Here is a 22,468-nt window from a genome sequence, read left to right on the forward strand (position 1 = left end):
TGCAGTTGTATTGATTGATGCAATTTAGATCTTTGATGATGTTTTATCATGGGTTTTTTTATCGTCCTAGATAGACTTTAGGAGATTAGACTTAAGCACTATCGACCCTGAGCACAATAATAATTAAAATTTATCAGTTCATAGTTTTCATTTATTAATAAAATAATCCTCAAAATTTATACGATTTAAGAGATATACATAGAACATAACATGCGGTTGCTGCGCTGTAATCCTAAAATTGTTGCAAAAAAGCAGGTAAATTGAACTTTTCTTATTCTTCTTAAGCATTTAATTGTCAAAAAATCTGTTTTCGATTCTAAATCCTGTGTGTTTGCAGGATTATATTTCAATATGTGAACCCTGGGTCTAGTTTTTTAAATCGCAATAAAAAAAGCTGTGCCTTTAATCAGAAAAGCACAGCTTTCATTGTCTTATTGGGTGTTATTGGCGAATTTGACCATCACCAAACACAATCCATTTTTGAGAAGTTAGACCTTCTAGACCGACTGGTCCGCGTGCATGGATTTTATCGGTTGAAATACCAATCTCAGCACCAAGACCATATTCAAACCCATCCGCAAAACGCGTTGAGGCATTGATCATCACTGAACTCGAATCTACACGCGCCAAGAACTGACGAGCCAGACTAAAGTTTTCGGTAATGATCGAGTCGGTATGGTGTGAGCCATATTTGTTGATGTGCTCGATCGCTTCATCTAGGCCAGTAACGACTTTCACTGCCAAAATCGGGCCTAAGTATTCGGTGTACCAATCTTCTTCAGTTGCAGGAACAATCGATTCACCCAAAATGCGCTGGGTTTCAGCACAGCCACGAAGTTCAACTTTTTTCTCAGCATAAAGTTCAGCAATGCGTGGTAAAAACTCTTCAGCGACATTTTCATCGACGAGCAAGGTTTCCATGGCATTACATACGCCATAACGGTGTGTTTTGGCATTAAGCGCAATAGGTAATGCTTTTTGCAAATCAGCCTGAGCTTCCACAAAAACATGGCAGTTACCATCAAGATGTTTGATAACAGGCACACGTGCTTCATTGGTGATACGTTCGATTAAGCCTTTGCCACCACGAGGTACGATCACATCGACATATTCAGGCATAGTAATTAATTGGCCAACCGCAGCACGGTCTGGGGTATTAAGCACTTGAACGGCATGCTCAGGTACACCTGCAGCAGTTAAGCCATGTTGAATCGCTGCCGCAATTGCTTGGTTAGATTCCAAAGCTTCAGAACCACCACGTAAAATAATCGCGTTACCTGATTTAAGCGCTAAAGATGCGGCTTCAAGCGTTACATTCGGGCGAGATTCATAAATCATGCCGACAACACCTAGCGGCACGCGCATTTTGCCCAGCTGAATACCTGTCGGACGAAAGGCCATATCGGTAATTTCGCCAATCGGGTCAGTGAGTGCGATTACATCTTTTAGACCTTGAAGCATGCCTTTAAAGCGTGTGGGGGTAAGTTCTAAGCGATCAAGTAGAGCACTATCCAAGTTGTTGTTATGCGCTTTGGTCATATCCACTTGGTTAGCTGCCAAAATTGCAGTTTCACTGTTTTGTAAAGCAGTATAAATTGCTGATAAGGCATTATTTTTAGTCTGGGTAGAAGCCCCTGCGAGCACACGTGATGCTGTGCGTGCTTGCTGTCCTACCGTTTGCATGTATTGTTCAATAGACTCTTGCATAGCGGTTTGATCACTTAGAAATTTCAACTCGATATTAACAGCCTGTGACTGAACAATGAAGCACTTAAGTGCATATTCGACTGTACATGCTGACCAGAATTAACATTTTGAAATTGTTTTTAGAACAAAAGTAGATAAGCGGCGGGGATATCAGTTGCTTGTAAAATGAACCTCTGTATAGAATGAAACAATAGCGACATTGAAGTCGTACAAATAACGATTAAAGAGCAGGACGCTAAGTCGAGCAGAGTCTCTAAATGAATTCCTGACAATAAAAATAAGGCAGGAATGGAGGAAAGGAATATGAATTCCATTATCCAAATGGATCCCACCGTACAGGAAAGTACGCATTACAGTTTTTTCGATCTGTATGACAAGCAAAGCTTTAAACAGCCTGCCAGAACGACATGGATTGATGGCTGGAAGGTCGAATATATGGCCATTGCACAACCTGAAACCATTCATCGCACCCCGATTGTTATTATTGGTGGGGCATTTCAAAACTTTAATTCCTACAAATATTGTGTCGAACAATTATTTGCGGCAGGCCCAATTATTTTAATTGATTTACCCTCCATGGGCTCAAACCAGCAAATTACCAATGTCGATACTTCGGTGTCGGCAGGGACTTTAGAGTTGGGTGATCTGGCACAGATGTTAGGCGTTTGGTTGGATATCGTCGGGCTAGAAAAAGTATCCGTGATGGGGATGTCGCTCGGTTCAGTGGTGGCTGCAGGACTGGCGGATCAACGTCCTGAATTGATTGACCGCATGATATTGATGGGCGTAATGCAAAAAACGCGCAAGAGCTGGCGCATGTTGCTTGAAGAATCCTTGCATTTGATGAAAGAACAGCGCATGGATGAATTTGGTCAAGCGGTGATTTTGTATTTGGTTAATCATGCCAAACTGGATGTGACGCGGATGTCACCGACAGCAAAGCGTTTGTTCTTTAGACAAATGGCTGAATTCACCAATACCGAACAAGAGCGTTATGACATTAACTGTAACCGTTTGCTGCGTTTGCAAGACGTGCCGATTCCACAGTGTGATGTATTGGTGTCTTGCGGGCAGTACGACAGTTTTACTTTGCCACATGAAAATGCGGGCTTTGCCTTGCAATGTCCGAATATGCAATTTGCCATGATTGCCAATGCGGATCATTTACCGCAGTTGCAACGCCGTAAGGAAACCATGAATTTGTTTGCAACTTATCTACGCGGTGAGTCTATTCAGCAGTTGGATGGGATCATTCCAATGAGCCGAGAGCAAATGCAAAATATTGAACGCCGTGGCGAAGCGCGTGTAAGTGTACAACAGCCATTCACGCATTTATCTCATCGCCATTCAGACCTCGTGGTTGAAACTCAAATTACGGATTTAAATTATTTCGGCGTGTTGCTGAATGTACAGGCTGAAATGTTGGACTCCATGCACGCATATCCTCGGGATTTGGCATTACATCTAGAAGATGAAGAAGGTGAGTTTAAAATTGAATGTCTCATCTTTGACGTTGTAGATACGCAGGTTCGTGCTTTGTTTAAGCATGGTAGTTTTGAGTTGGCGGAGCGTTTATTGCGCTTTGTACAACGCCAAAAAGAAGATGTGTTGTTATTAGAAGCCGTAAGTTAAAACATGAACATATAAAAAACAGCGCGTTAGCGCTGTTTTTTTGTTTTGGCATGGACCATCCAAACCAAATCGCCACAGTGCTGCTCTGCATCGTGGAAAGGAATCACTTGTTCTTGTTGCTGTTGTGGAAAGTATAAGGCCGGCTGAACGACGTCTACTTCTTCAAATCCTGTATGACTGAAAAACTGCTGTAATTCAGCAGGGGATTGAAAATGAAAAGTAAAAGCGCTGCGAGACATGACTTTGAGTAATTTACTACTGGCCCAAATAAAACGTGCTAAACGGTTCTTGACGGGTTCAGGATAGATGTCGGTCAGATAATGTAATTCCTGAAATGAGGCGCCATATTCGGTGATCCCTTGCAATAACTTATTCAGTAGCGTTTGATCAAAATAATTAATTAGCCCTTCACTAATCACCACCAAAGGACGTTCAGGGTTGAAACTCTGAAAAATACGTTCAAAATCTTGTGTGAAAATGTCGCCAGTTAAGACCTCGGGGGCATGCGGGTCAATCTGTTTGAGTGCCTGTGTTTTGATTTTTGCCATATCCGGCAAGTCGAGTTCACGATAGTTAATTTCAGGATGCTTGGTGCGAAAATTCCAACCACGCGGGGAAAGGCCACAGGCAATTTCGAGGACTTGTAGCTGAGGGTGTTGGGCAATGAGTTGATCTAAATGCTGATCGATCATGGCATGGCGCTGTTTGAGCGTCGAGCGCATGCTACCGCCCACATTCTTTTCTGCCCAGCTTTCTAATGGGTGGACTAAACGTGCTAAAAATTTGCCTTTACGCGTAGCAAAAACGGGATGTGAAATCCCCATGCTGTACCAAATATAGCCGGTGTAATGTGCAGTAAAGGAAATGTGTCGATGTTCCGATAAACTTTGTGTCATGTCGTCCTGACCTAATGTTGTTTTTATTGGCAATTTTTGTATAGCACCGAAGCACTTATTTTGACTTCATCATAAATCAAAAAGGAGCACCTTGTCGTGCTCCATTTTCTAGAATTTTGAAAGTCTTGGATTAGCAATATTGATTTTTAAAATCCACAATGCGGTTACGCACATTTTGCCAGTCCGCTCCGAGTTCAATGCTTTGTCCAATCTCAATTTGTGGGATTTTTCCGCGCATACGTTCTAAGCGTTCCTGATTTGGAAGAGCCAAGTTTTGAATTCCATCAAGCGCAATGCATGCAGATTCACGGTTATTACATACGAGGCCCATATCACAACCTGCATTTAATGCTGCTTGGATACGAGCATCTGCGCCGCCAGCGACACAAGCTGCTTGCATGCTTAAATCATCGGAGAATAAAACGCCATCAAATTGGAGCTCTTGACGTAAGACTTTCTGAATCCAATACGGTGAAAAACCAGCAGGGTTAGGATCAATATTTTCATAAATCACATGCGCAGGCATTAAGGCATCAAGCTGTGGTTGCAGTTGAATAAAGCTTTGCATGTCTTTTTGATAGATTTCTTCATAACTACGATGGTCAATGGCAGCAGCAACATGTGAGTCTGCTTTCACCGATCCATGGCCTGGGAAATGCTTACCTGTAGATGCCATCCCCGCACGTTTCATACCTTTTAAGAAAGCACTTGCCAATGGAATAATGTCTTGCATATTTTTGGCAAAACCACGGTCACCAATCACATCACTGACATCATTTAAATCAAGCACCGGTGCAAAACTGAAATCGATGCCGACCGCAAGGACTTCGGCTGCCATCAACCAGCCACATTGTTCAGCCAGTTCAACAGCTTTTTCAGGTTCAGTTAAGTAAATTTCTCCAAACTTACCCATAGCTGGTAGGAGTGTGAAGCCTTGCTTTAAGCGTTGTACACGACCACCTTCCTGATCGACCGCAATTAAAATATCAGGACGAATTTGACGCATATGGTCGGTCAGGGCACGAACTTGTTCAGGAGATTCAATGTTACGACCAAATAAAATCATGCCGCCAACTTGTGGTGCTTGTAATAGTTCAATATCTTCTTGGGTAAGTTCTGTGCCAGCAATGTCGAGCATTAATGCGCCAATCATATTCGGTGTCCGTGTTGGAATTTTTAAGGAAAAACAATACCTGAATTCTGCAATGATTTGCTACACTTTGTCAGCAGAGAATATGATAAAACTACACGACATAAACATATTAAGTTGTTTAAGATTTTGAATCTATTCAATTCAGGTCGAAAACCAACACGGTAATATTGGTCTTAATACCAAGGAAGTACAAATTATTTATGAAACTTCAAACATTAGCTTGTGCCGTTGCGATTGCGACAGGTGGATTCTTTTTCACTCATGTGGTGAATGACGCAATTGCTGCCAATAATACAGAAGCAGTGAGCGCGGGTACCATTCAGCCCACACAAGAGCAAGCCTTGGTCTCACGTCAGCTTGCAACATTGGTAGACCGTCAACACTATTTAAATCAGCGTTTAGATGCCAATACCTCTAACCGTATTTTAGATTTTTATATTGATAGTTTAGACGCTGAACATACGTTGTTCTTGGCATCGGATATTGAAAATTATAAAAAACGTTATGGTTCAACTTTTGGTGCAAATCTCAAAGCGGGCAATTTAACAGGGCCGTATGCGATTCATGCGCAATATCGTGAGCGCTTAAAACAGTTCTACACCTATATGTTGGAAGAGCTGAAAAAGCCACAGAATTTAAATCAACCGAATAACTACATCGAAACCGATCGTGAAAAAGCGCCATTCTTTAAATCGACAGAAGAACAGCGTGCGCATTGGAATAAAATGTTGGTCTCTCAGCTGATCAATTTAACCATCAGCAAAGAAGAAGAGAAAGCCAAACAGAAAGCGTTGAAAGATGATCCTGCTTTGGCAAATGGTCAAGATTTAACTGGTCCTGAAGATTTAACACCTGAACAGACTTTAACCAAGCGTTATACACGTCAGTTAGAGCGGATTAGTCGTTTAAAAAGCGATGATGTGCTTGATAAAACTCTGAATGCCATGATGCTGACGTATGATCCGCACAGTAATTACTTTCCACCTATAGATGCGATGGAATTGAACCGTCAAACCACGCTGCAATTGGAAGGGATTGGGGTGTCGATTCGTCCTGAACGTGGCAACGAAGACTACACCAAAATTGAAACGATTGTAGAAGGAGGTCCAGCCAGCAAATCAGGACAAGTCAAGTCAGGCGATCGTATCGTTGGTGTTGCCCAAGATGGCGACAAAATGGTGGATGTGATCGGTTGGCCGAGCAATGAAATTGTCGGACTGATTCGTGGTAAACGTGGCACCAAAGTGACTTTACGTTTATTGGGTGCTGGTGCGTCCATGAATCAAGCGCGAAATGTCACAATTGTACGTGATGTAATTCAAGAAGAAGATGCAGGCGTGCGTTCACGTACCGTTGAAATTGAACGTGATGGCAAAAAACATAAGTTTGGTGTGATTGAAATTCCATCGTTTTACTTGAACTATCGTGCCCGTCGTGCAGGTACAGATTACCGCTCTGTGTCAGAAGATACCAATAAAGCCTTAAAAACATTAGATGCGCAAAATGTTGAAGGCATCATCATTGACTTGCGTAACAACCCTGGTGGCTCACTTGAAGAAGTGGCGCGTATGCTTGGACAAGTGATTAAATCAGGTCCAGTGGTGCAAATCCGTGATGGTAATGGCAATGTCAGCGTGTTTGAAGATGATGATGGGGGCGCGCAAACTTATGCAGGTCCATTGGCGGTATTGATTAACTTGGCTTCGGCATCTGCGAGTGAAATTTATTCTGCTGCGATTCAAGACTATGAGCGTGGTGTGGTGATTGGTAGTACCACAACGGGTAAAGGCACTGCACAGGTACAACTTGACTCTTTAGCCTATGGTCAAGCAACCTTAACGCAACGTAAATTCTACCGCGTGACTGGCGGTAGTACCCAAAATAAAGGGGTCGTACCTGATATTAAGCTGGTCGATATTTACAATGAAGAGTTTGGTGAGCGTAAAGCGAAAAATGCTTTACAGTGGGATACCATTCCTACAGCACCGTTTAAACGTGAAGGCTCGATCCAAGCCTATGTTCCCGATTTGATTAAGTCATCTCAGCAACGTGTCAGCATTGATCCGCAATTTAAATATTTAGAGCAACGTACTGCGATTGCGAAAAAGACGGAAGAGCAAAAGCGTGTGGTACTAGACTTAGCGAAGCGTAAAGCCGAGCTGTTGGCACTAGAGCAAAAGTCTTTGGATGCTGAAAATCAGCGTCGTAAAGTGGTGGGTCAAAAACCTTATGCCAACTGGGAAAGCTACCAAGCGTCTATGGATGCATTGGTGGAGGCACGTGCAAAAATGAAGGCAAACCAACGTCCAGCACTGCCTGAAGAAGAAGTCATTGTGACGGAAGCAGCAAACGTGCTAATGGACTATGCAAAATTACAAGGTACAACACCAACAACAGCAGCCAAAAAGTAAGTAATTCATCCATAAATAACATTGAGATGATTGCTTGAGTTTTTGACAGAAAAGATGAATTTATCCATTGAGAAATAGCGAGCTACGGCTCGCTATTTTTTTGTGAGTAGGGCGGTGTTCGATTTAAATCTAGAAAGCAATCTATAAATGATTCTAACTTATTCATTTTATTATGATTAGAAACTGTTCTAAAATAATAGACACCTGATGCAATTTTTATCAAAAGTTTAAGTTTTAGTGAACTTCATCAAGCTTTATTTTTTTAAAATAATCAGTTGCTTAAAATCTTGAAAGAAAGACTTGACCATTACCGTAGACTAATAGATTCTAAGAGAAAATAAGTAAGTAATTGAAAATGTAACAAGTTAAAGGGAAGAGATAGATTGGGTAATTCGGTTAAAGAAAGTGCCACGATAACCTAAGCGGAACGCTTGATATGACCCATATTCATTATGATTACAATCTGGTCGTTGGTTCAATCGTAGTTGCATTATTAAGTTGTTACTTAGCTGTTTCACTCGAACAAATGTTGTTCCGTGGAACACGACCAAGATATGAAAATGTCATTTTATTATTCAGCGGTGCAATTTTAGGTGCTGCGATTTGGTGCATGCATTTTGTAGGCATGATGGCCAGCCATTTGCCTTCAAATTATAGTTTTGATACCAGTCTGACCCTAACTTCCTATTTTATCGCCTTTGTCGCGTCCACTTTTGCCGTGTGGTTAACCACACGACTGACGCTACCATTTCCTCGTTTAATTTTAGGCTCCGTATTAATGGGCCTTGGCATTTCCGGAATGCATTACACGGGGATGCTGAGTTTAGACGTTCAGGGTTATGAGCAACGATACGAACCTTTAATTGTTATCTGTTCAATTTTAGTTGCGATCTGTGGCTCGTGTTTGGCATTTTGGCTAACGTTTAAAAATAAATACTCGCCAAAACGTAACATCATGAATGCCTTTGTTGCGGTCATGCTGACTTTTAGCATTGTCGCTATGCATTATATTGGTATGGCAGCTGTTGATTTTGTACCGCTAAACTCGATGGATGTATTGGTTGCAGCTCAAATTAACCATAATTTATTGCTATTTATTGTCTTATTTGTCACCAGTTTATTGTTGATGGCGGCCTTTAGCGTTGCAGTACTTGAGCAACGTTTAGAACATCGCAGTTTGCAGTTGATGCGCGCAAATCGAGAACTAGCCAATCAAGCTGTACAGGATAATTTGACCCGTTTACCTAATCGACTATTTTTGGCTGAATATGCACATTTTCTATTTACAGAGCATCGCTTAAGACAAGATAAAATTGCTTTTATTTATATTGATATCGACCGTTTTAAAGCGGTCAATGATGTGTTTGGACACCATGTGGGTGATCAACTACTGATTCAAATTGCTACGCGTATTCACCGTTTAATTAATGATAAAGCCAAATTGCTACGAATCGGTGGGGATGAGTTTCTGATTGTACTTGAGTCGGCAAACAATGATTCTGCCACAGCAATGTCTGAAAAAATATTGGAATTGATGCAAGAAAGCTTTTTGATTGCAGGTAAGGAAATTAACATTTCAGGCAGTATTGGTATTGCGATGTACCCTGAACATGGTGCGAACTTACAAGACCTACTGATCAATGCAGACACCGCAATGCTGAGTTCAAAGTATCAAGGGCGTAATACCTATTCATTTTTTAATTATACCGCCGACCAATTTGAAGAAAAAAGTCAGACGAAACTGATCAATGATTTGTATAAAGCGGTAGAAGAACAACAGTTTATCTTATTTTATCAGCCAAAATTTAATGCCGCTGATCGTGAAATTTGTGGAGTAGAGGCCTTAATTCGTTGGAATCATCCAACTCTAGGTATGTTGACGCCAAATAAGTTTATCAATGGTGCAGAAAAAACTGGACTGATTATTGCCATGGGCTATTGGGCGCTTGAAGAAGCCTGTAAGCAAATTCAGCACTGGGAAAAGCTGAATATGCCGTTGTATCCTATTGCGGTCAATTTATCAGCGATTCAGTTTGAACATAAACACTTATTTAGTACTTTAGAGTCGCTTTTTGCACGGTATGAAATCAACCCGTCACATTTAATTATTGAAATTACCGAGTCAACAGCGATGCATCATATCGATGCCAGTATCTTGACTTTTGAACATTTGAGAAAGATGGGAATTAAAGTTGCGATTGATGACTTTGGGACGGGACATTCAAGTTTCTTGTATTTAAAAGAACTGCCTGTAGATGAGCTGAAAATTGACCGTGAGTTTATCCGTAATTTGAGCGTCGGTTCTAAAGAAGAAATTATTTTAGAAAGTATTATTCACTTGGCAATTCGACTGGGTTTAACGGTCACTGCAGAAGGTGTAGAGACAGAACAACAAGCAGAAATTTTAAAACGTTTAGGTTGCCAACAGTTGCAGGGCTATTTGTTAGGAATGCCGATGCCAGTGGCACAGCTTGAAGAACGCATGAAAATGAAAGTTGAATAAAGTCCTCGTAGTCTGATCGCATTGCCAATGAGTGAGAAAAAAAGACAGAGAAATGCTTTATATCGTCGATAAAAACAGGTCGTCATCCAATGTAAAACATCAAGACACGCCACGCTAAGATTTTGACTCAACCCGATGTGGTTGATTATTTTTAATGGTCAATCTGATACAATATCGCCAATTTTCCATATTGATCAGATCTGATCTTTTGCACTGCGAGTTTTGCAGTAGGTGTCTTTCATGAGTTTTAAAGAAGAATTAGCGACACAGGTCGCTCAGCGACGTACTTTCGCTATTATTTCCCACCCCGATGCCGGTAAAACCACAATGACAGAAAAACTGTTGTTATGGGGACAGGCGATTCAGGTTGCAGGTATGGTAAAAAGCCGTAAATCTGATCGTGCGGCAACGTCTGACTGGATGGAAATGGAAAAAGAACGTGGGATTTCGATCACCACCTCTGTTATGCAGTTCCCGTTTAAAGACAAGATGATTAACTTGCTCGACACCCCAGGGCATGAAGACTTTTCTGAAGATACTTACCGTACATTAACTGCTGTTGACTCTGCGCTTATGGTGATTGATGGTGCAAAAGGTGTCGAAGATCGTACGATCAAATTGATGGAAGTGTGTCGTATGCGCGACACGCCGATTATTTCATTCGTCAACAAAATGGACCGTGAAATTCGTGAGCCATTAGAACTGCTAGATGAAATCGAAAACGTTTTAAAAATTAAATGTGTTCCGATTACTTGGCCACTGGGCACAGGTCGTGACTTTGCGGGTGTATTTAACCTACTCGAAGAAAAATTCTACGTTTATAAGGCGGGTTTCGGTTCAACCATTACGGATATTGAAGTTCGTGATGGCTATGACTATGCAGATTTGCGTGAAAAAGTCGGCGATCTCGCTTGGGCCGCATTTGAAGAATCATTGGAGTTGGTTCAAATGGCCAATGAGCCTTTAGACCGTGATGAATTTTTGGCAGGCCGTCAAACGCCAGTCTTGTTTGGTACGGCACTCGGTAACTTTGGTGTGGACCACGTTTTGGATGCATTTAGTCAATATGCGCCTGAACCTAAAGCACATCCAACTCAAGACCGTAAAGTTGAAGCGACTGAAGAAGGCTTCACTGGTTTCGTCTTTAAAATTCAAGCCAATATGGATCCAAAACACCGTGACCGCATTGCATTCATGCGTATCTGTTCGGGTAAGTATGAAAAAGGCTTAAAAATGAAACATGTGCGTCTAGGTAAAGATGTGCGTATTAGTGATGCCTTAACGTTCCTTGCTGGTGACCGTCAGCACCTTGAAGAAGCATGGCCGGGTGACATTATCGGTTTGCATAACCATGGTACGATTCAAATTGGTGATACCTTCACTTCGGGTGAAGATTTACACTTTACTGGTATTCCTCACTTCGCCCCTGAAATGTTCCGTCGCGTTCGTTTAAAAGATCCATTGAAGTCAAAACAGCTACAAAAAGGCTTAAAAGAACTTTCAGAAGAAGGTGCGACTCAGGTCTTTATGCCGCAAAACAGTAACGACTTAATTGTGGGTGCTGTGGGTGTGCTTCAGTTTGAAGTGGTGGCATATCGTCTGAAAGAAGAATACAAAGTTGATTGTATTTACGAGCCTGTAAGTATCAATACCGTACGTTGGGTATCTTGTGATGACGAGAAAAAATTCAACGAATTTAAGAAAAAAGCACATGACCAATTGTCTGTCGATGGCGGTGGTCATTTAACTTATCTTGCACCAAGTCGTGTGAATTTACAGTTAATGCAAGAACGTTATCCGGATATCGTGTTCCGTAATACACGTGAACACTAAGTTGTTCTTTTACAGAAATAAAACAGCTTCTTCGTGAAGCTGTTTTATTTTGTGGTAGAGTTTTTAAATCCATACATTACGCAATCATTTGGTCGTTTAGGACATCATGAAAAAATTCAAGGATGCTACAGTTTTTGGAGTTTTGGGGAGTGTTTTGCTGCTCAGTGCATGTGATTCAGGAAAAGAAAACAAAGCGACAAAGCCGGCCGATGATGGCGCTTCTGAAGCGGTCGTGATCAATCCAGATGTTTTGCCCTATTTAAATATCCAAGAGCAAGCCGCAAAAATTGCCAAACCGTTTTGTGAAAATAAAAGTTGTATCGATTTAGAGATACAAGCCATTCAGACCGTAGATACGTGGTTGAATGGTTGGATTGAAAAGAATCAGGCCAGCGTCGTACAAGATCAGATTGCATTAAAGCAAAATATGAATCTCCAACAAGCTGTCGATGCGTATGTGAAAAAATCAGATGCTTGGCAAGCAGAGTTTAAAACCAATAAAGCCTATGAATTGGCGATGTACACACGAGTTCCATATCAACGGAATCAATATGTGCTGCTGCAAATCGGTGTCGATACCAAACAGGAAAATATCACGGTCAAAGAGCGCTATTATTTTTTTGTGGCAGACCGTCGTGCGAAAAAAAATCTCAAACCCTTAGATATTATTGATGCAAAGCAGCAGCAAAATATGGATGCCATTGTGCAGCAAGCCTATGGCAAATGGTTAGATGAACAAGATGTGGATGTCAAAAAATCGGCACCGAAAAAACTCTATTGGGGCCAAGCAGATTGGTTCTTTGATCAAGAAGGTGTCGGTTTGCATTACCGTACAGATGAAATTATCAAAGATAGTACACAACTGGATATTTATCTCAGCAAAGCGCAAACACAACAAGTCTTGAAAGCTGATGTGTATCAGCATATGTTCTAAACAACGAAAGTATTTAATTTGATGAGATATTTACTGAGATAAATATCAATTATTCGAAATGAAAGGTTGAAGCAATGGTGCAAAAAAATAAAATTTGGGCAAGCTCAATATTGGCAGTTTCTGTTGCATTCACGGCGTGTCAGCCACAACAAGCTGAACCTGAAAAAAAGCCGGATCAAGCCAAAACTGAACAGCCAGATTTGAGTGCAAAACTGATTGGTGATGCGGAAAAATTACAACTGAATTTACCTGAATGTGATGGCGGGGTCTGTCCTGAAATTTCAGTTGAACGCTTAAACAGTAATCAAGCCTTTATTGATGAATTTATTGATGCGGAAATTTTAAAACAGTTGGGAGAGATCCTGTCTGTTTCGCCTTTAGAAGATAAAACGCTGAGCAAAGACGCTCCCGCTGCAAGTGAAGTACCTGCAGCGTCTGAAGCAAAATCTGCTTTGGCAAAGGTTGAAACGCCCAAATTAAAATTGGAAAAAGCCACGCAGCCTTATATGCAAGCATTTTTAAATTTAGATAAAGAGTTGAAATCTTTAAGCGCCAATCAGCAAATCAGTTTGATGATTAAACCTAAAATATTGAATGCTGAAAAACCCTTGGCAACAGTGGTTTTAAATACCAGCTCATATTTAGGTGGGGCGCATGGTTCTTCTGCACAGCAATATTATAACTTCGATTTAAGCACTCAAAAATTGGTACAGCTCAATGACATATTGCTGCCCAATCAACGTACTAAACTTGAAAAGCTGGGCTATGAAGTCTTTAAAACTTGGGTGAAAGATGCCAAGTTGGCGGACAATGTTCAAGAATATGAACAGATTTGGAAATTTAAACTGTCTGATAACTTTTATCTAAGTCAGCAAGGTCTAATTTTGCAATATGCCGAATATGAAATTGGGCCATATGTGGCGGGTTTACCACGTTTGACCATTCCGTATGATCAATTGCAAAGTATCTTGAAAAAGCAATATCTACCAGTAGTTGAAGCTGCTGAAGCCTCAGCCGTAAAAGCAAATTAATTAGTTCAATGACTTACTCACTGTTTGATACGCATACGCATTTTGATGTTCCTGATTTTGACGTTGATCGGGAACAGTTGGCGCATGCTGCCAAACAGGTGGGTGTCGATGCTTTGGTATTGATTGGTTTTGTGCAGTCACGTTTTCACGATTTGCTGCAAACCCAAGAGTTTTTAGCTCGTTTATCCAATGCTCCCAAAAGCTATTTAGCCCCCGGCTTACATCCGTTTTATATTGAGCAACATCGTACAGAACATTTGTTCGATGTGGAACAGCTGCTAAAGCAGCATGATTGTGTCGCTATCGGTGAAATAGGTTTAGATACCTTTTTGAAACAGCATAAACAGCCCGAACTTTTTCAAAAGCAGCAGCAGTATTTTTCCGCACAACTTGAATTAGCACAGCAGTTTGATAAACCCATTTTGCTGCATATTCGCAAATCCCATGCGGAGGTGCTTTCGATGTTGAAAAAGCATCAATTTAAGCTCGGTGGTATCGCACATGCATTTAGTGGTGGTGTTGAAGAAGCGAAGGCATTTACCAAGCTAGGTTTTAAAATTGGTGTAACGGGGCAAATCACCAATCCCAATGCAAAAAAATTACATCAAGTGGTTCAGACTTTAGGGGCGGCACATTTGGTCTTAGAAACCGACTGTCCCGATATGACCCCCTTATGTTGTCAGCATTCGACGGAAGGGCGTACTCGTAATACGCCGGTCAATTTGCCCTATGTCTTGCAGGGTTTGGCTCAGAGCTTAAACCGTACTGAATCTGAGATTGCACAGATCTTATGGAGAAATTCATTACAAGCATTGCATTTGGACGCTTAAGCGGCAACAAATATTGACGCTGCTTGATTGAATCAGGTTTTCTCCACATTGTTTATACAATGATGGTTTTCTAAAAAAAGGCGCATTATGCAATTTCTAAAATGCTTTAGACTTGGCATTATGCTGTTAAATTATTTTGAGTGAGTTTCACATGGCACAAGGACTATTGGCTGGCAAACGCTTTTTAATCGCGGGTATTGCAAGTAAGTTATCAATCGCATTTGGTATTGCGCAAGCTTTACATCGCGAAGGTGCAGAACTGGCTTTTACATACCCAAATGAAAAATTAAAAAAACGTGTAGATGATTTTGCTGAACAATTTGGTTCAACTTTAGTTTTCCCATGTGATGTCGCAGTAGACGCTGAAATTGATACCGCTTTTGCTGAACTTGCTAAACATTGGGATGGTCTAGATGGTGTTGTGCATTCAATTGGTTTTGCACCGGCACATACTTTAGATGGCGATTTCACTGATATTACCGACCGTGAAGGTTTTAAAATTGCTCACGACATCAGCGCATATAGCTTTATTGCGATGGCTCGTGCGGCAAAACCTTTATTGGCTGCACGTCAAGGTTGCTTATTGACGCTGACTTACCAAGGTTCTGAACGCGTAATGCCAAACTATAACGTTATGGGTATGGCAAAAGCGTCACTAGAAGCAGGCGTACGTTATTTGGCAACAAGTCTTGGTGCTGAAGGTATTCGTGTAAATGCGATTTCAGCAGGTCCAATTCGTACCTTAGCGGCTTCAGGGATTAAATCTTTCCGTAAAATGTTAGATCTAAATGAAAAAGTTGCACCGCTTAAACGCAATGTAACTATTGAAGATGTCGGTAATGCAGCATTGTTCCTTTGCTCACCTTGGGCAAATGGTATTACAGGTGAAATTCTGTATGTTGATGCTGGCTTTAATACTGTAGGTATGAGCGCTGATCTAATGGCAGATGCTGAGTAATTCTCTTTAAGTTCCCTCTCCCTTTGGGAGAGGGCTAGGGTGAGGGAATAAAATCCTCTACCCTTGCGAAACAGTATTTCTCATCTCCTAGAAGAAGAGGGGATAAATAAAGCAATAAAAAAGACCGCTAAAAGCGGTCTTTTTTAGATTTAAAGATAAGCGATTAAGCTTGGCCTTCAGCAGCAGTTTGCGCACGTTGCAAATTCGCTTCGAATTCAGCATCGAAGTTAATTGGTGTAAGCAATAATTGTGGGAAGCTGCCTTTAGTCACCATATCGTTCACTGCTTCACGTAGGAATGGGAACAAGATATTTGGGCAGTAAGCACCAAGAATGTACGGAAGACGTTCTTCTTCAACGCTATCGATCAGGAAGATACCTGCTTGAGTAACGTCAACGATAAATGCAGTGTCACCCGCATTGTTTGCTTGAACGACAACTTTGAGTGAAACTTCGAAGTGTGTTGGATCAACTTTTTCTGCAGAAGAAGAAAGGTTGATATTTAGTTCAGGCTGCCATTCTTTAGTAAATACTTGAGCCCCAGGTACTTCGAAAGAAATATCTTTAGTATAAATACGCTCTAATGCCAATTGTGGTTGAGCTTGTTGTTCTTCACTCATTGTTTATTCCTTAATATGAGGTGACGATTTATGTTTAAAATTAAGATAGCATGCCGTCGAGTTTGCCTTCACGCTCTAAAGCATAAAGTTGGTCAAAACCGCCAATAAACTGATCATTAATAAAAATTTGAGGAACGGTACGGTGGTTGGTGCGTTGCATCAATTCAACACGTACTTCAGGCGCTTCATTTGATAAATTAATTTCTTTATAAGCCACGCCTTTACGCTCTAGGAGCTGTTTTGCACGAATGCAGTAAGGACATACAGTTGTTGAATAAATCGTAACTTCAGCCATGTTAATCTCCTAAGAAGCGCTTATTTGCTTTTAACTAAAGGTAAGCCTTGAGCTTTCCAGTTGCTAATGCCGCCGTCTAAACGGTATGCATCTGCATGACCGACTTGTTGCAATGCAGAACCTGCCACTTGACCAAGGTTACATACAAAAACCAACGGGCGATCAGAAGTTTTTAACTCTTCAATGTGTTTTGTAATTTGGCTATATGGAATATTACGGCTACCGCTAATATGACCTTCGCGGAAGTCTTTCGCATCACGTAAGTCAATCAGTTGAGCATTTTTAGCTTTAACTAAAATCCCTAAAGATTGAGGTGAAATTTTGCGACCATTACGCTGGCCTTCAAGAATAAAGAACAGCACGACCAATACAGCCAGCGTTCCAAATAAGAAGGGGTGATTCCCCATAAATTCGAACCAACGTTCCACAATTCACCTAACTACAATTTTAAATTGCCAAGAGTATAGCCCATAAATATGGTGATCAAAATCACCCCTTCAAGGGCATGAACAGAATAAAAATTAATTTTTTTGCTGCGCTTCCGTGATTTCATCGATCAGACGTAAATAACTGTCTAATCGGCGCGGCAAAATTTCGCCATTTTGAGCCGCCATTCTAAGCGCACATTGCTTTTCATGTTTATGCGTACAGTTACGGAACTGACAATAACCCAAATGTGACTCGATCTCAGGGAAACCTTGCTGAACTTTTTCCAATTCTAGGTGCCATAAACCAAATTCACGGATTCCAGGTGAATCAATCAATGCAGAACCTTCACCAAACGCAATTAAGCGCGTAGAGGTGGTGGTGTGCTGACCGAGCGCGGAGTTTTCCGAAATAATATTGGTTTTTTGCGCAGCATCCGGAACAATGGCATTAATTAAAGTACTTTTACCAACCCCAGACTGACCTACAAATGCGACAGTTTCACCAGAAAGTCGAGCAGAAAGTGCGCTTAAGTCACCATCGGATTGGGTTTGCATGACCTCATAGCCCAAGTCACGATATTCTTGTAATAGCGTTAAGATCGGATCGTTGTCTTTAAGTAAGTCTGATTTATTTAAGACCAATAAGGCTGGAATATCAGCATCTGCACAGGCCACCAAATAGCGGTCAATCAGGCCAGGTGCTGGCTCAGGAAGCGGTGCAAATACAATCACAATCAGGCTGACATTGGCTGCGACAGGTTTCACTTTGTGATAACGGTCAGGGCGTGTCAGTAAAGATTGGCGTGGATGAATCGCGGTAATAATCCCTAAACCTGTGATCGGGTCAGCTTGCCATTTGACACGGTCACCCGTCACCAATAATTCGAGATTGGTACGGGTATGGCAGCGCCAAACACTGCCTAATTCGATGGGTTTCCAATGGGGTTCAGGTTCACCTGCTTGCACAATTGGTTTTTCAGGATGTTGGTCGGGTGTAGACAGCGCTTGAACTTCAAGTTGACGACCATAATGTTGGACGACCAAGCCTTCCAAATCTGCAGAAGTATCGATTTCTTCCTGACGAGATTTATGTTGCTTCTGAATGCGACGTTGCTGCTGTTCAGTCAGTCGGCGCTTACGAATTAAAGCCATTCATATCCTAAAAAACCATGAAAACTAGATGGCAAAAATAGCATGAAAGCAGGGTCTATTTACAGCGCAAGCCCAATAAATTTGCTACTATGTTCATTTTTACAGCCTAATAAGATTGCACATTTATGAGCAGCACACCTGATACACGCCTGATTTGGATTGACCTTGAAATGACAGGTCTAGATACAGATAACGACCAGATTATTGAAGTTGCAACAATTGTGACGGATGATAATTTAAATATTCTGGCGGAAGGGCCTGTGCTTGCGGTACATCAGTCTGACCGTGTGCTCAATGCGATGGATGAATGGAATACTCGCCAACATGGTCAATCAGGCCTAATCGAACGTGTACGTCGTAGTAAATTGACAGCACAAGATGCTGAACAGCAAACTTTAGAATTTTTGAAAAAATGGGTGAATCCAAAATCATCACCAATGTGTGGTAACTCAATTTGCCAAGATCGTCGTTTCTTACATCGTTTAATGCCTGAAATGGAACAATACTTCCACTACCGTAATCTTGATGTATCATCAGTGAAAGAATTGGCGAAACGCTGGCGCCCAGAGATCATGGGTGGCTTGAAAAAGAATGCCTCGCATTTGGCGATGGATGATATCCGTGACTCCATTGCAGAGCTTAAATACTACCGTGAATATTTCTTTATTATGAATAAAGACTAAGGTTGTAAGATTGAAAAAGAGGCGAAAGCCTCTTTTTTTAGCGCTACTTTCTCAACTTTTCTGCATTGAGTTTTTTGAGGTTTAATGCCTCGAAAACTACCCATAAACACAACATAATTATAAATTGTTGTTCACTTTCATAGTGTGCAAAAGTCACCAATGCGAACAGAGTGAGAAATAGAATTCGGATGATATTGCTTAGATTCAAATTTTTCTTTTGATATATCACGATCAGTGTGGCGTAGGCCAAAATAAGTAGGGTATTCAGACACAATAAAATAGAAAAAAACATGGCGATCCTACATAGGCGGATAACAATATTATTTGAGTTTTAGTATAAATTTTAATCGAAATTATTGTGCTTATTTTCATTTGTTGGATCAAGCCATCTGTGTGATAGAAATATTACCGCAGTCAAAATGAAGGAGTTTTGTTAGAATGGCGCTTCTGTTTCCTGCTTTTGTACTTTTATGACTGAACTGCTCCAAGATGATGAATATGACCGCCGTTTTGCTGGCGTAGCCAAAATATATAGTGATGAAAGTTTTCATCATTATGAAAAAAGTCATGTCATGGTGATAGGGATTGGTGGTGTAGGCTCATGGGCGGTCGAAGCTTTAGCGCGTACTGGTATTGGTGAGCTGACCTTGGTCGATATGGATGTCGTTGCTGCATCGAATATTAATCGACAATTGCCTGCCATGAGCACGACATTGGGACATGAAAAAATTGAAGTCATGGCAGAGCGATGCCGTGCGATCAATCCCCGAATCAAAATAAATTTGATTGATGATTATCTCACACCCGAAAATGTCAAAGAAATTTTGGCAGGTGCTCCTGACCTAATTTTAGATTGTATTGATGATGTGAAGGCCAAATTTGCCTTAATGCTACATTGCCGTTTTAATAAAATTCCGTTGATCGTTTCCGGTGGAGCAGGGGGTAAACTTGATCCGCTGAAAATCCGAGTCGCAGATTTATCAAGAACAGAGCAAGACCCGATGTTAGCCAAATTGCGCACACAATTACGCGGCAAAGGCATTTGTAAAAAGCCGAAAGAAAAGTTTGGGATTACCTGTGTTTATTCGATTGATAATCCATTTTCCAGTGCTGATGTTTGTCCAAGTGCAGGCTTACGTTGTGGTGGATATGGTTCAGCAGTAGTCGTGACGTCCAGCTTTGCGATGGTGGCTGTGTCAGAGGTGCTCAAAAAACTTGATGCAAAACGAGCAAAAGCATGACAGCTATCTCATTTTGAAAAAAATAAAGCACCGAATTCGGTGCTTTTTTTGTATATAGAATTAAAATCAGACACAATGTTGGAATAATTAAAATATTGATTTTTTTGGGGCGAGTATGTGGTTTTTACTGATACTAATTTTGGGGATGGGAGCACTTGCGTTTTGGATGTGGAAAAGACCCGATCCAGTAAAACGCGATCAGGCTAAAGCGGTTGGGCATGACTTGTGGATAGACCAATTAGATGCACAGCTGAAATTTGCAGAACGTTTAATGCTTGATGCACCAACCGACTATGCGCGTGCCTATGAGTTGTATCAAAATTTGGCCAAACAGCATGAAATTCCGCAGGCCTATGTCGCTATGGGGCAGATGCATTTACAAGGCTTAGGCAGAGAAGTCAGTGTGGAAAATGCGCTGGCTTTATTGGAAAAAGCCAATAGTTTAGGTAGTGATGATGCTGCATATGTGTTGGGGCAAGTTGAAGAAGGTATCTATGGCGGTGTGCCCAATATTGAAAAAGCGCAATATTGGTATCGACATGCGATTTCACGCGGTCATTTGGATGCACAATATCGACTCGCCGAACTAAACCCAGAAGATCAGACACATGCCGAGCAGCAACATTTAGATTTGTTGCAAAAAAATGCGGACAATGGACATGCCAATTCACAGTATCAATTGGCACAGTTCTATTTAAAACAAGCCACGCCAAATATTGCTCTGGGATTGGAATATTTACTGAAAGCTGCCCAACAAGACCATATGGCGGCTATTCAGCAATTGCAGCAGTTCTATGCTCAAGGAAAGTATCTTGCGCAAAATGATGAAAAGTCATTGCAATATTTAAAGCGAGGATTGCTACTCGGGCACCAGCAGCAGTTGTATGAATATTATCAAGCGGTGTTGATGGGTAAGATCGATGTCGATCAGCGTCAGCGGGTTTATCATGATCTTTTGCAGCAGGCCAAAGAGCACAAAGTTGCTGCAGCCAGCCGATTATTAGGTATTGCACATTTTCATGGTTGGTACTTGGAGAAGCAGGAAACTTTAGGTTTTCGCTTTCTGACCGAAGCTGCTCAACTTAAAGATGCTGATGCAATTAGTCTTATTGCAGCGCTGTATTTTGAAAAGTATTTGGTTCGTGATGATCCGCAAAAAGCATTTGAGTTATATCAAACAGCGTATCAATTCAAACCATTATTCATTAACCAAGTCGGTTTGGCCCTATGCTATCTACACGGCGTCGGTGTTGAGCGAAATATCAAGCAAGCACAGCAACTTTTAATTGAAGCTGCTAGGCATTTAAATGATATGTCCATTACTTGTGTCGCTGATCAAAACTATGTGATTGGACGTTTTTATGCATTACCAGAGTATCCATTAGCACATCGTGATCAGTGTTTGAGTTATCTGGAAAAAGCCGCAGAACAAGGTTCGCAGGATGCTGCTTGGTATCTCTATCGTTTAGCTGTGGAAAATATCTTGCCTGATGTACAGTTTGATGAAGCTCAAACCCAGCGAGCATTGTTGAAGGCGGCGAAATTAGGCCATCCTGATGCACTTACGCAACTAGGTCTAGTTAATTTAAAAGGACAATGGGGAATACAAGATTTCCAACAAGCGTTGCAGTATTTCTCGCAAGCGGCGGGATTAGGAAATGTGACTGCCTTGTACCAGCTTGGTGAAATGTCAGAACATGGTTTAGGTGTACAGCAAGATTTAACCCAAGCGCATAGCTATTATGCACAAGCGGCTCAGGGGATGAATGCTGCGGCGTTAACGCGATTGGGCTATTTATATATTCATGGCATGGGCGTAGAGCGTGATCTTAAAATTGCACAGCAATATTTGGAAAAAGCGGCCTTGCAAGGCTATGTCGAAGCACAAGAACAATTGGAGAATATTCACGCATTTTTAAATGCCAATTAATCGTGATGCAAGGCAGTAAGGTGGTATGAAGAGACCTGAAGTTTAGTTTGATGGTCTCTATATTTTTTTAATGCAGAAATAAATAGAGTAAAAATAACATAAAGAATTGATGTGGAAATTTGAATTTTTACTTACATAAAACCCAACAAAGCAGGCAGTTTATGCCTAGAAAAATATGAGTTTTTTTGATTAAATACCCCGCATATTTTATAAAAATCTGATTTTAGATAAT

18 protein-coding genes are annotated in these 22,468 nt (G+C 41.1%); 11 read left to right on the forward strand and 7 right to left on the reverse strand.

Annotated features, from left to right (window positions below):
• Positions 1–441 precede the first annotated feature (441 nt).
• Positions 442–1,707, reverse strand: a complete 1,266-nt coding sequence (locus FTT72_RS02275; protein ID WP_078189652.1) for a glutamate-5-semialdehyde dehydrogenase — start codon at positions 1,705–1,707, stop codon at positions 442–444.
• A 303-nt stretch (positions 1,708–2,010) separates the two neighbouring features.
• On the opposite strand from FTT72_RS02275, the gene FTT72_RS02280 reads away from it, so the two are divergent.
• Entirely contained in the window at positions 2,011–3,339 is a 1,329-nt protein-coding gene (locus FTT72_RS02280; protein WP_180026007.1) for an alpha/beta fold hydrolase, read from the forward strand.
• 26 nt (positions 3,340–3,365) lie between these two features.
• On the opposite strand, the gene FTT72_RS02285 is transcribed toward FTT72_RS02280, so the two are convergent.
• Positions 3,366–4,235: a class I SAM-dependent methyltransferase gene (locus FTT72_RS02285; protein WP_180113537.1), complete on the reverse strand. Its 870-nt coding sequence runs from the start codon at positions 4,233–4,235 to the stop codon at positions 3,366–3,368.
• Between the two features lie 130 nt (positions 4,236–4,365).
• A complete protein-coding gene (gene nagZ, locus FTT72_RS02290) occupies positions 4,366–5,388 on the reverse strand; it encodes a beta-N-acetylhexosaminidase (protein ID WP_180088981.1) in 1,023 nt (340 codons plus the stop codon).
• A 200-nt stretch (positions 5,389–5,588) separates the two neighbouring features.
• Between nagZ and FTT72_RS02295 the strand changes: the two genes are divergently transcribed.
• The 7 genes from FTT72_RS02295 to FTT72_RS02325 all read left to right on the forward strand — a co-directional run bounded on the left by FTT72_RS02295 (position 5,589) and on the right by FTT72_RS02325 (position 15,888).
• Entirely contained in the window at positions 5,589–7,799 is a 2,211-nt protein-coding gene (locus tag FTT72_RS02295) for a carboxy terminal-processing peptidase (protein ID WP_180177786.1), read from the forward strand.
• A 436-nt stretch (positions 7,800–8,235) separates the two neighbouring features.
• The gene (locus FTT72_RS02300; RefSeq protein WP_180177787.1) at positions 8,236–10,302 is read left to right on the forward strand and encodes an EAL domain-containing protein; all 2,067 of its coding nucleotides are present in this window, start codon (positions 8,236–8,238) and stop codon (positions 10,300–10,302) included.
• Positions 10,303–10,542: 240 nt separating this feature from the next.
• Entirely contained in the window at positions 10,543–12,135 is a 1,593-nt protein-coding gene (locus FTT72_RS02305) for a peptide chain release factor 3 (protein WP_078189646.1), read from the forward strand.
• Positions 12,136–12,241: 106 nt separating this feature from the next.
• Positions 12,242–13,069: a hypothetical protein gene (locus tag FTT72_RS02310; protein WP_180177788.1), complete on the forward strand. Its 828-nt coding sequence runs from the start codon at positions 12,242–12,244 to the stop codon at positions 13,067–13,069.
• Positions 13,070–13,143: 74 nt separating this feature from the next.
• A complete protein-coding gene (locus tag FTT72_RS02315) occupies positions 13,144–14,100 on the forward strand; it encodes an RsiV family protein (protein WP_168378435.1) in 957 nt (318 codons plus the stop codon).
• 8 nt (positions 14,101–14,108) lie between these two features.
• Positions 14,109–14,930 carry a TatD family hydrolase gene (locus FTT72_RS02320; protein ID WP_180010220.1) on the forward strand — a complete coding sequence of 274 codons (822 nt, stop codon included), beginning with the start codon at positions 14,109–14,111 and terminating at the stop codon, positions 14,928–14,930.
• Positions 14,931–15,081: 151 nt separating this feature from the next.
• Positions 15,082–15,888: an enoyl-ACP reductase gene (locus FTT72_RS02325; protein ID WP_078189642.1), complete on the forward strand. Its 807-nt coding sequence runs from the start codon at positions 15,082–15,084 to the stop codon at positions 15,886–15,888.
• A 163-nt stretch (positions 15,889–16,051) separates the two neighbouring features.
• On the opposite strand, the gene secB is transcribed toward FTT72_RS02325, so the two are convergent.
• From secB to rsgA, 4 genes are all read right to left on the reverse strand, one after another.
• Positions 16,052–16,507: a protein-export chaperone SecB gene (secB, locus tag FTT72_RS02330; RefSeq protein ID WP_078189641.1), complete on the reverse strand. Its 456-nt coding sequence runs from the start codon at positions 16,505–16,507 to the stop codon at positions 16,052–16,054.
• A 40-nt stretch (positions 16,508–16,547) separates the two neighbouring features.
• Entirely contained in the window at positions 16,548–16,802 is a 255-nt protein-coding gene (gene grxC / locus FTT72_RS02335; RefSeq protein ID WP_078189640.1) for a glutaredoxin 3, read from the reverse strand.
• A 20-nt stretch (positions 16,803–16,822) separates the two neighbouring features.
• Positions 16,823–17,230, reverse strand: a complete 408-nt coding sequence (locus FTT72_RS02340; protein WP_078189639.1) for a rhodanese-like domain-containing protein — start codon at positions 17,228–17,230, stop codon at positions 16,823–16,825.
• Between the two features lie 93 nt (positions 17,231–17,323).
• A complete protein-coding gene (rsgA, locus tag FTT72_RS02345; RefSeq protein WP_180004539.1) occupies positions 17,324–18,382 on the reverse strand; it encodes a ribosome small subunit-dependent GTPase A in 1,059 nt (352 codons plus the stop codon).
• A gap of 125 nt (positions 18,383–18,507) precedes the next feature.
• Here rsgA and orn point away from each other — a divergent pair, with 125 nt between their 5' ends.
• The 3 genes from orn to FTT72_RS02360 all read left to right on the forward strand — a co-directional run bounded on the left by orn (position 18,508) and on the right by FTT72_RS02360 (position 22,236).
• Positions 18,508–19,065, forward strand: coding sequence for an oligoribonuclease (gene orn, locus FTT72_RS02350; RefSeq protein ID WP_067763591.1), 558 nt, complete (start codon positions 18,508–18,510; stop codon positions 19,063–19,065).
• A gap of 470 nt (positions 19,066–19,535) precedes the next feature.
• Positions 19,536–20,306 (forward strand): ThiF family adenylyltransferase, encoded by a 771-nt coding sequence (locus FTT72_RS02355; RefSeq protein WP_180004537.1) that lies wholly within the window; start codon positions 19,536–19,538, stop codon positions 20,304–20,306.
• A gap of 115 nt (positions 20,307–20,421) precedes the next feature.
• The gene (locus FTT72_RS02360) at positions 20,422–22,236 is read left to right on the forward strand and encodes a tetratricopeptide repeat protein (RefSeq protein WP_180177789.1); all 1,815 of its coding nucleotides are present in this window, start codon (positions 20,422–20,424) and stop codon (positions 22,234–22,236) included.
• Positions 22,237–22,468: the final 232 nt, after the last annotated feature.

The organism is Acinetobacter sp. YH01005, from assembly GCF_013420465.1.
In the GTDB taxonomy this organism is placed as follows: Bacteria; Pseudomonadota; Gammaproteobacteria; order Pseudomonadales; family Moraxellaceae; genus Acinetobacter; species Acinetobacter amyesii.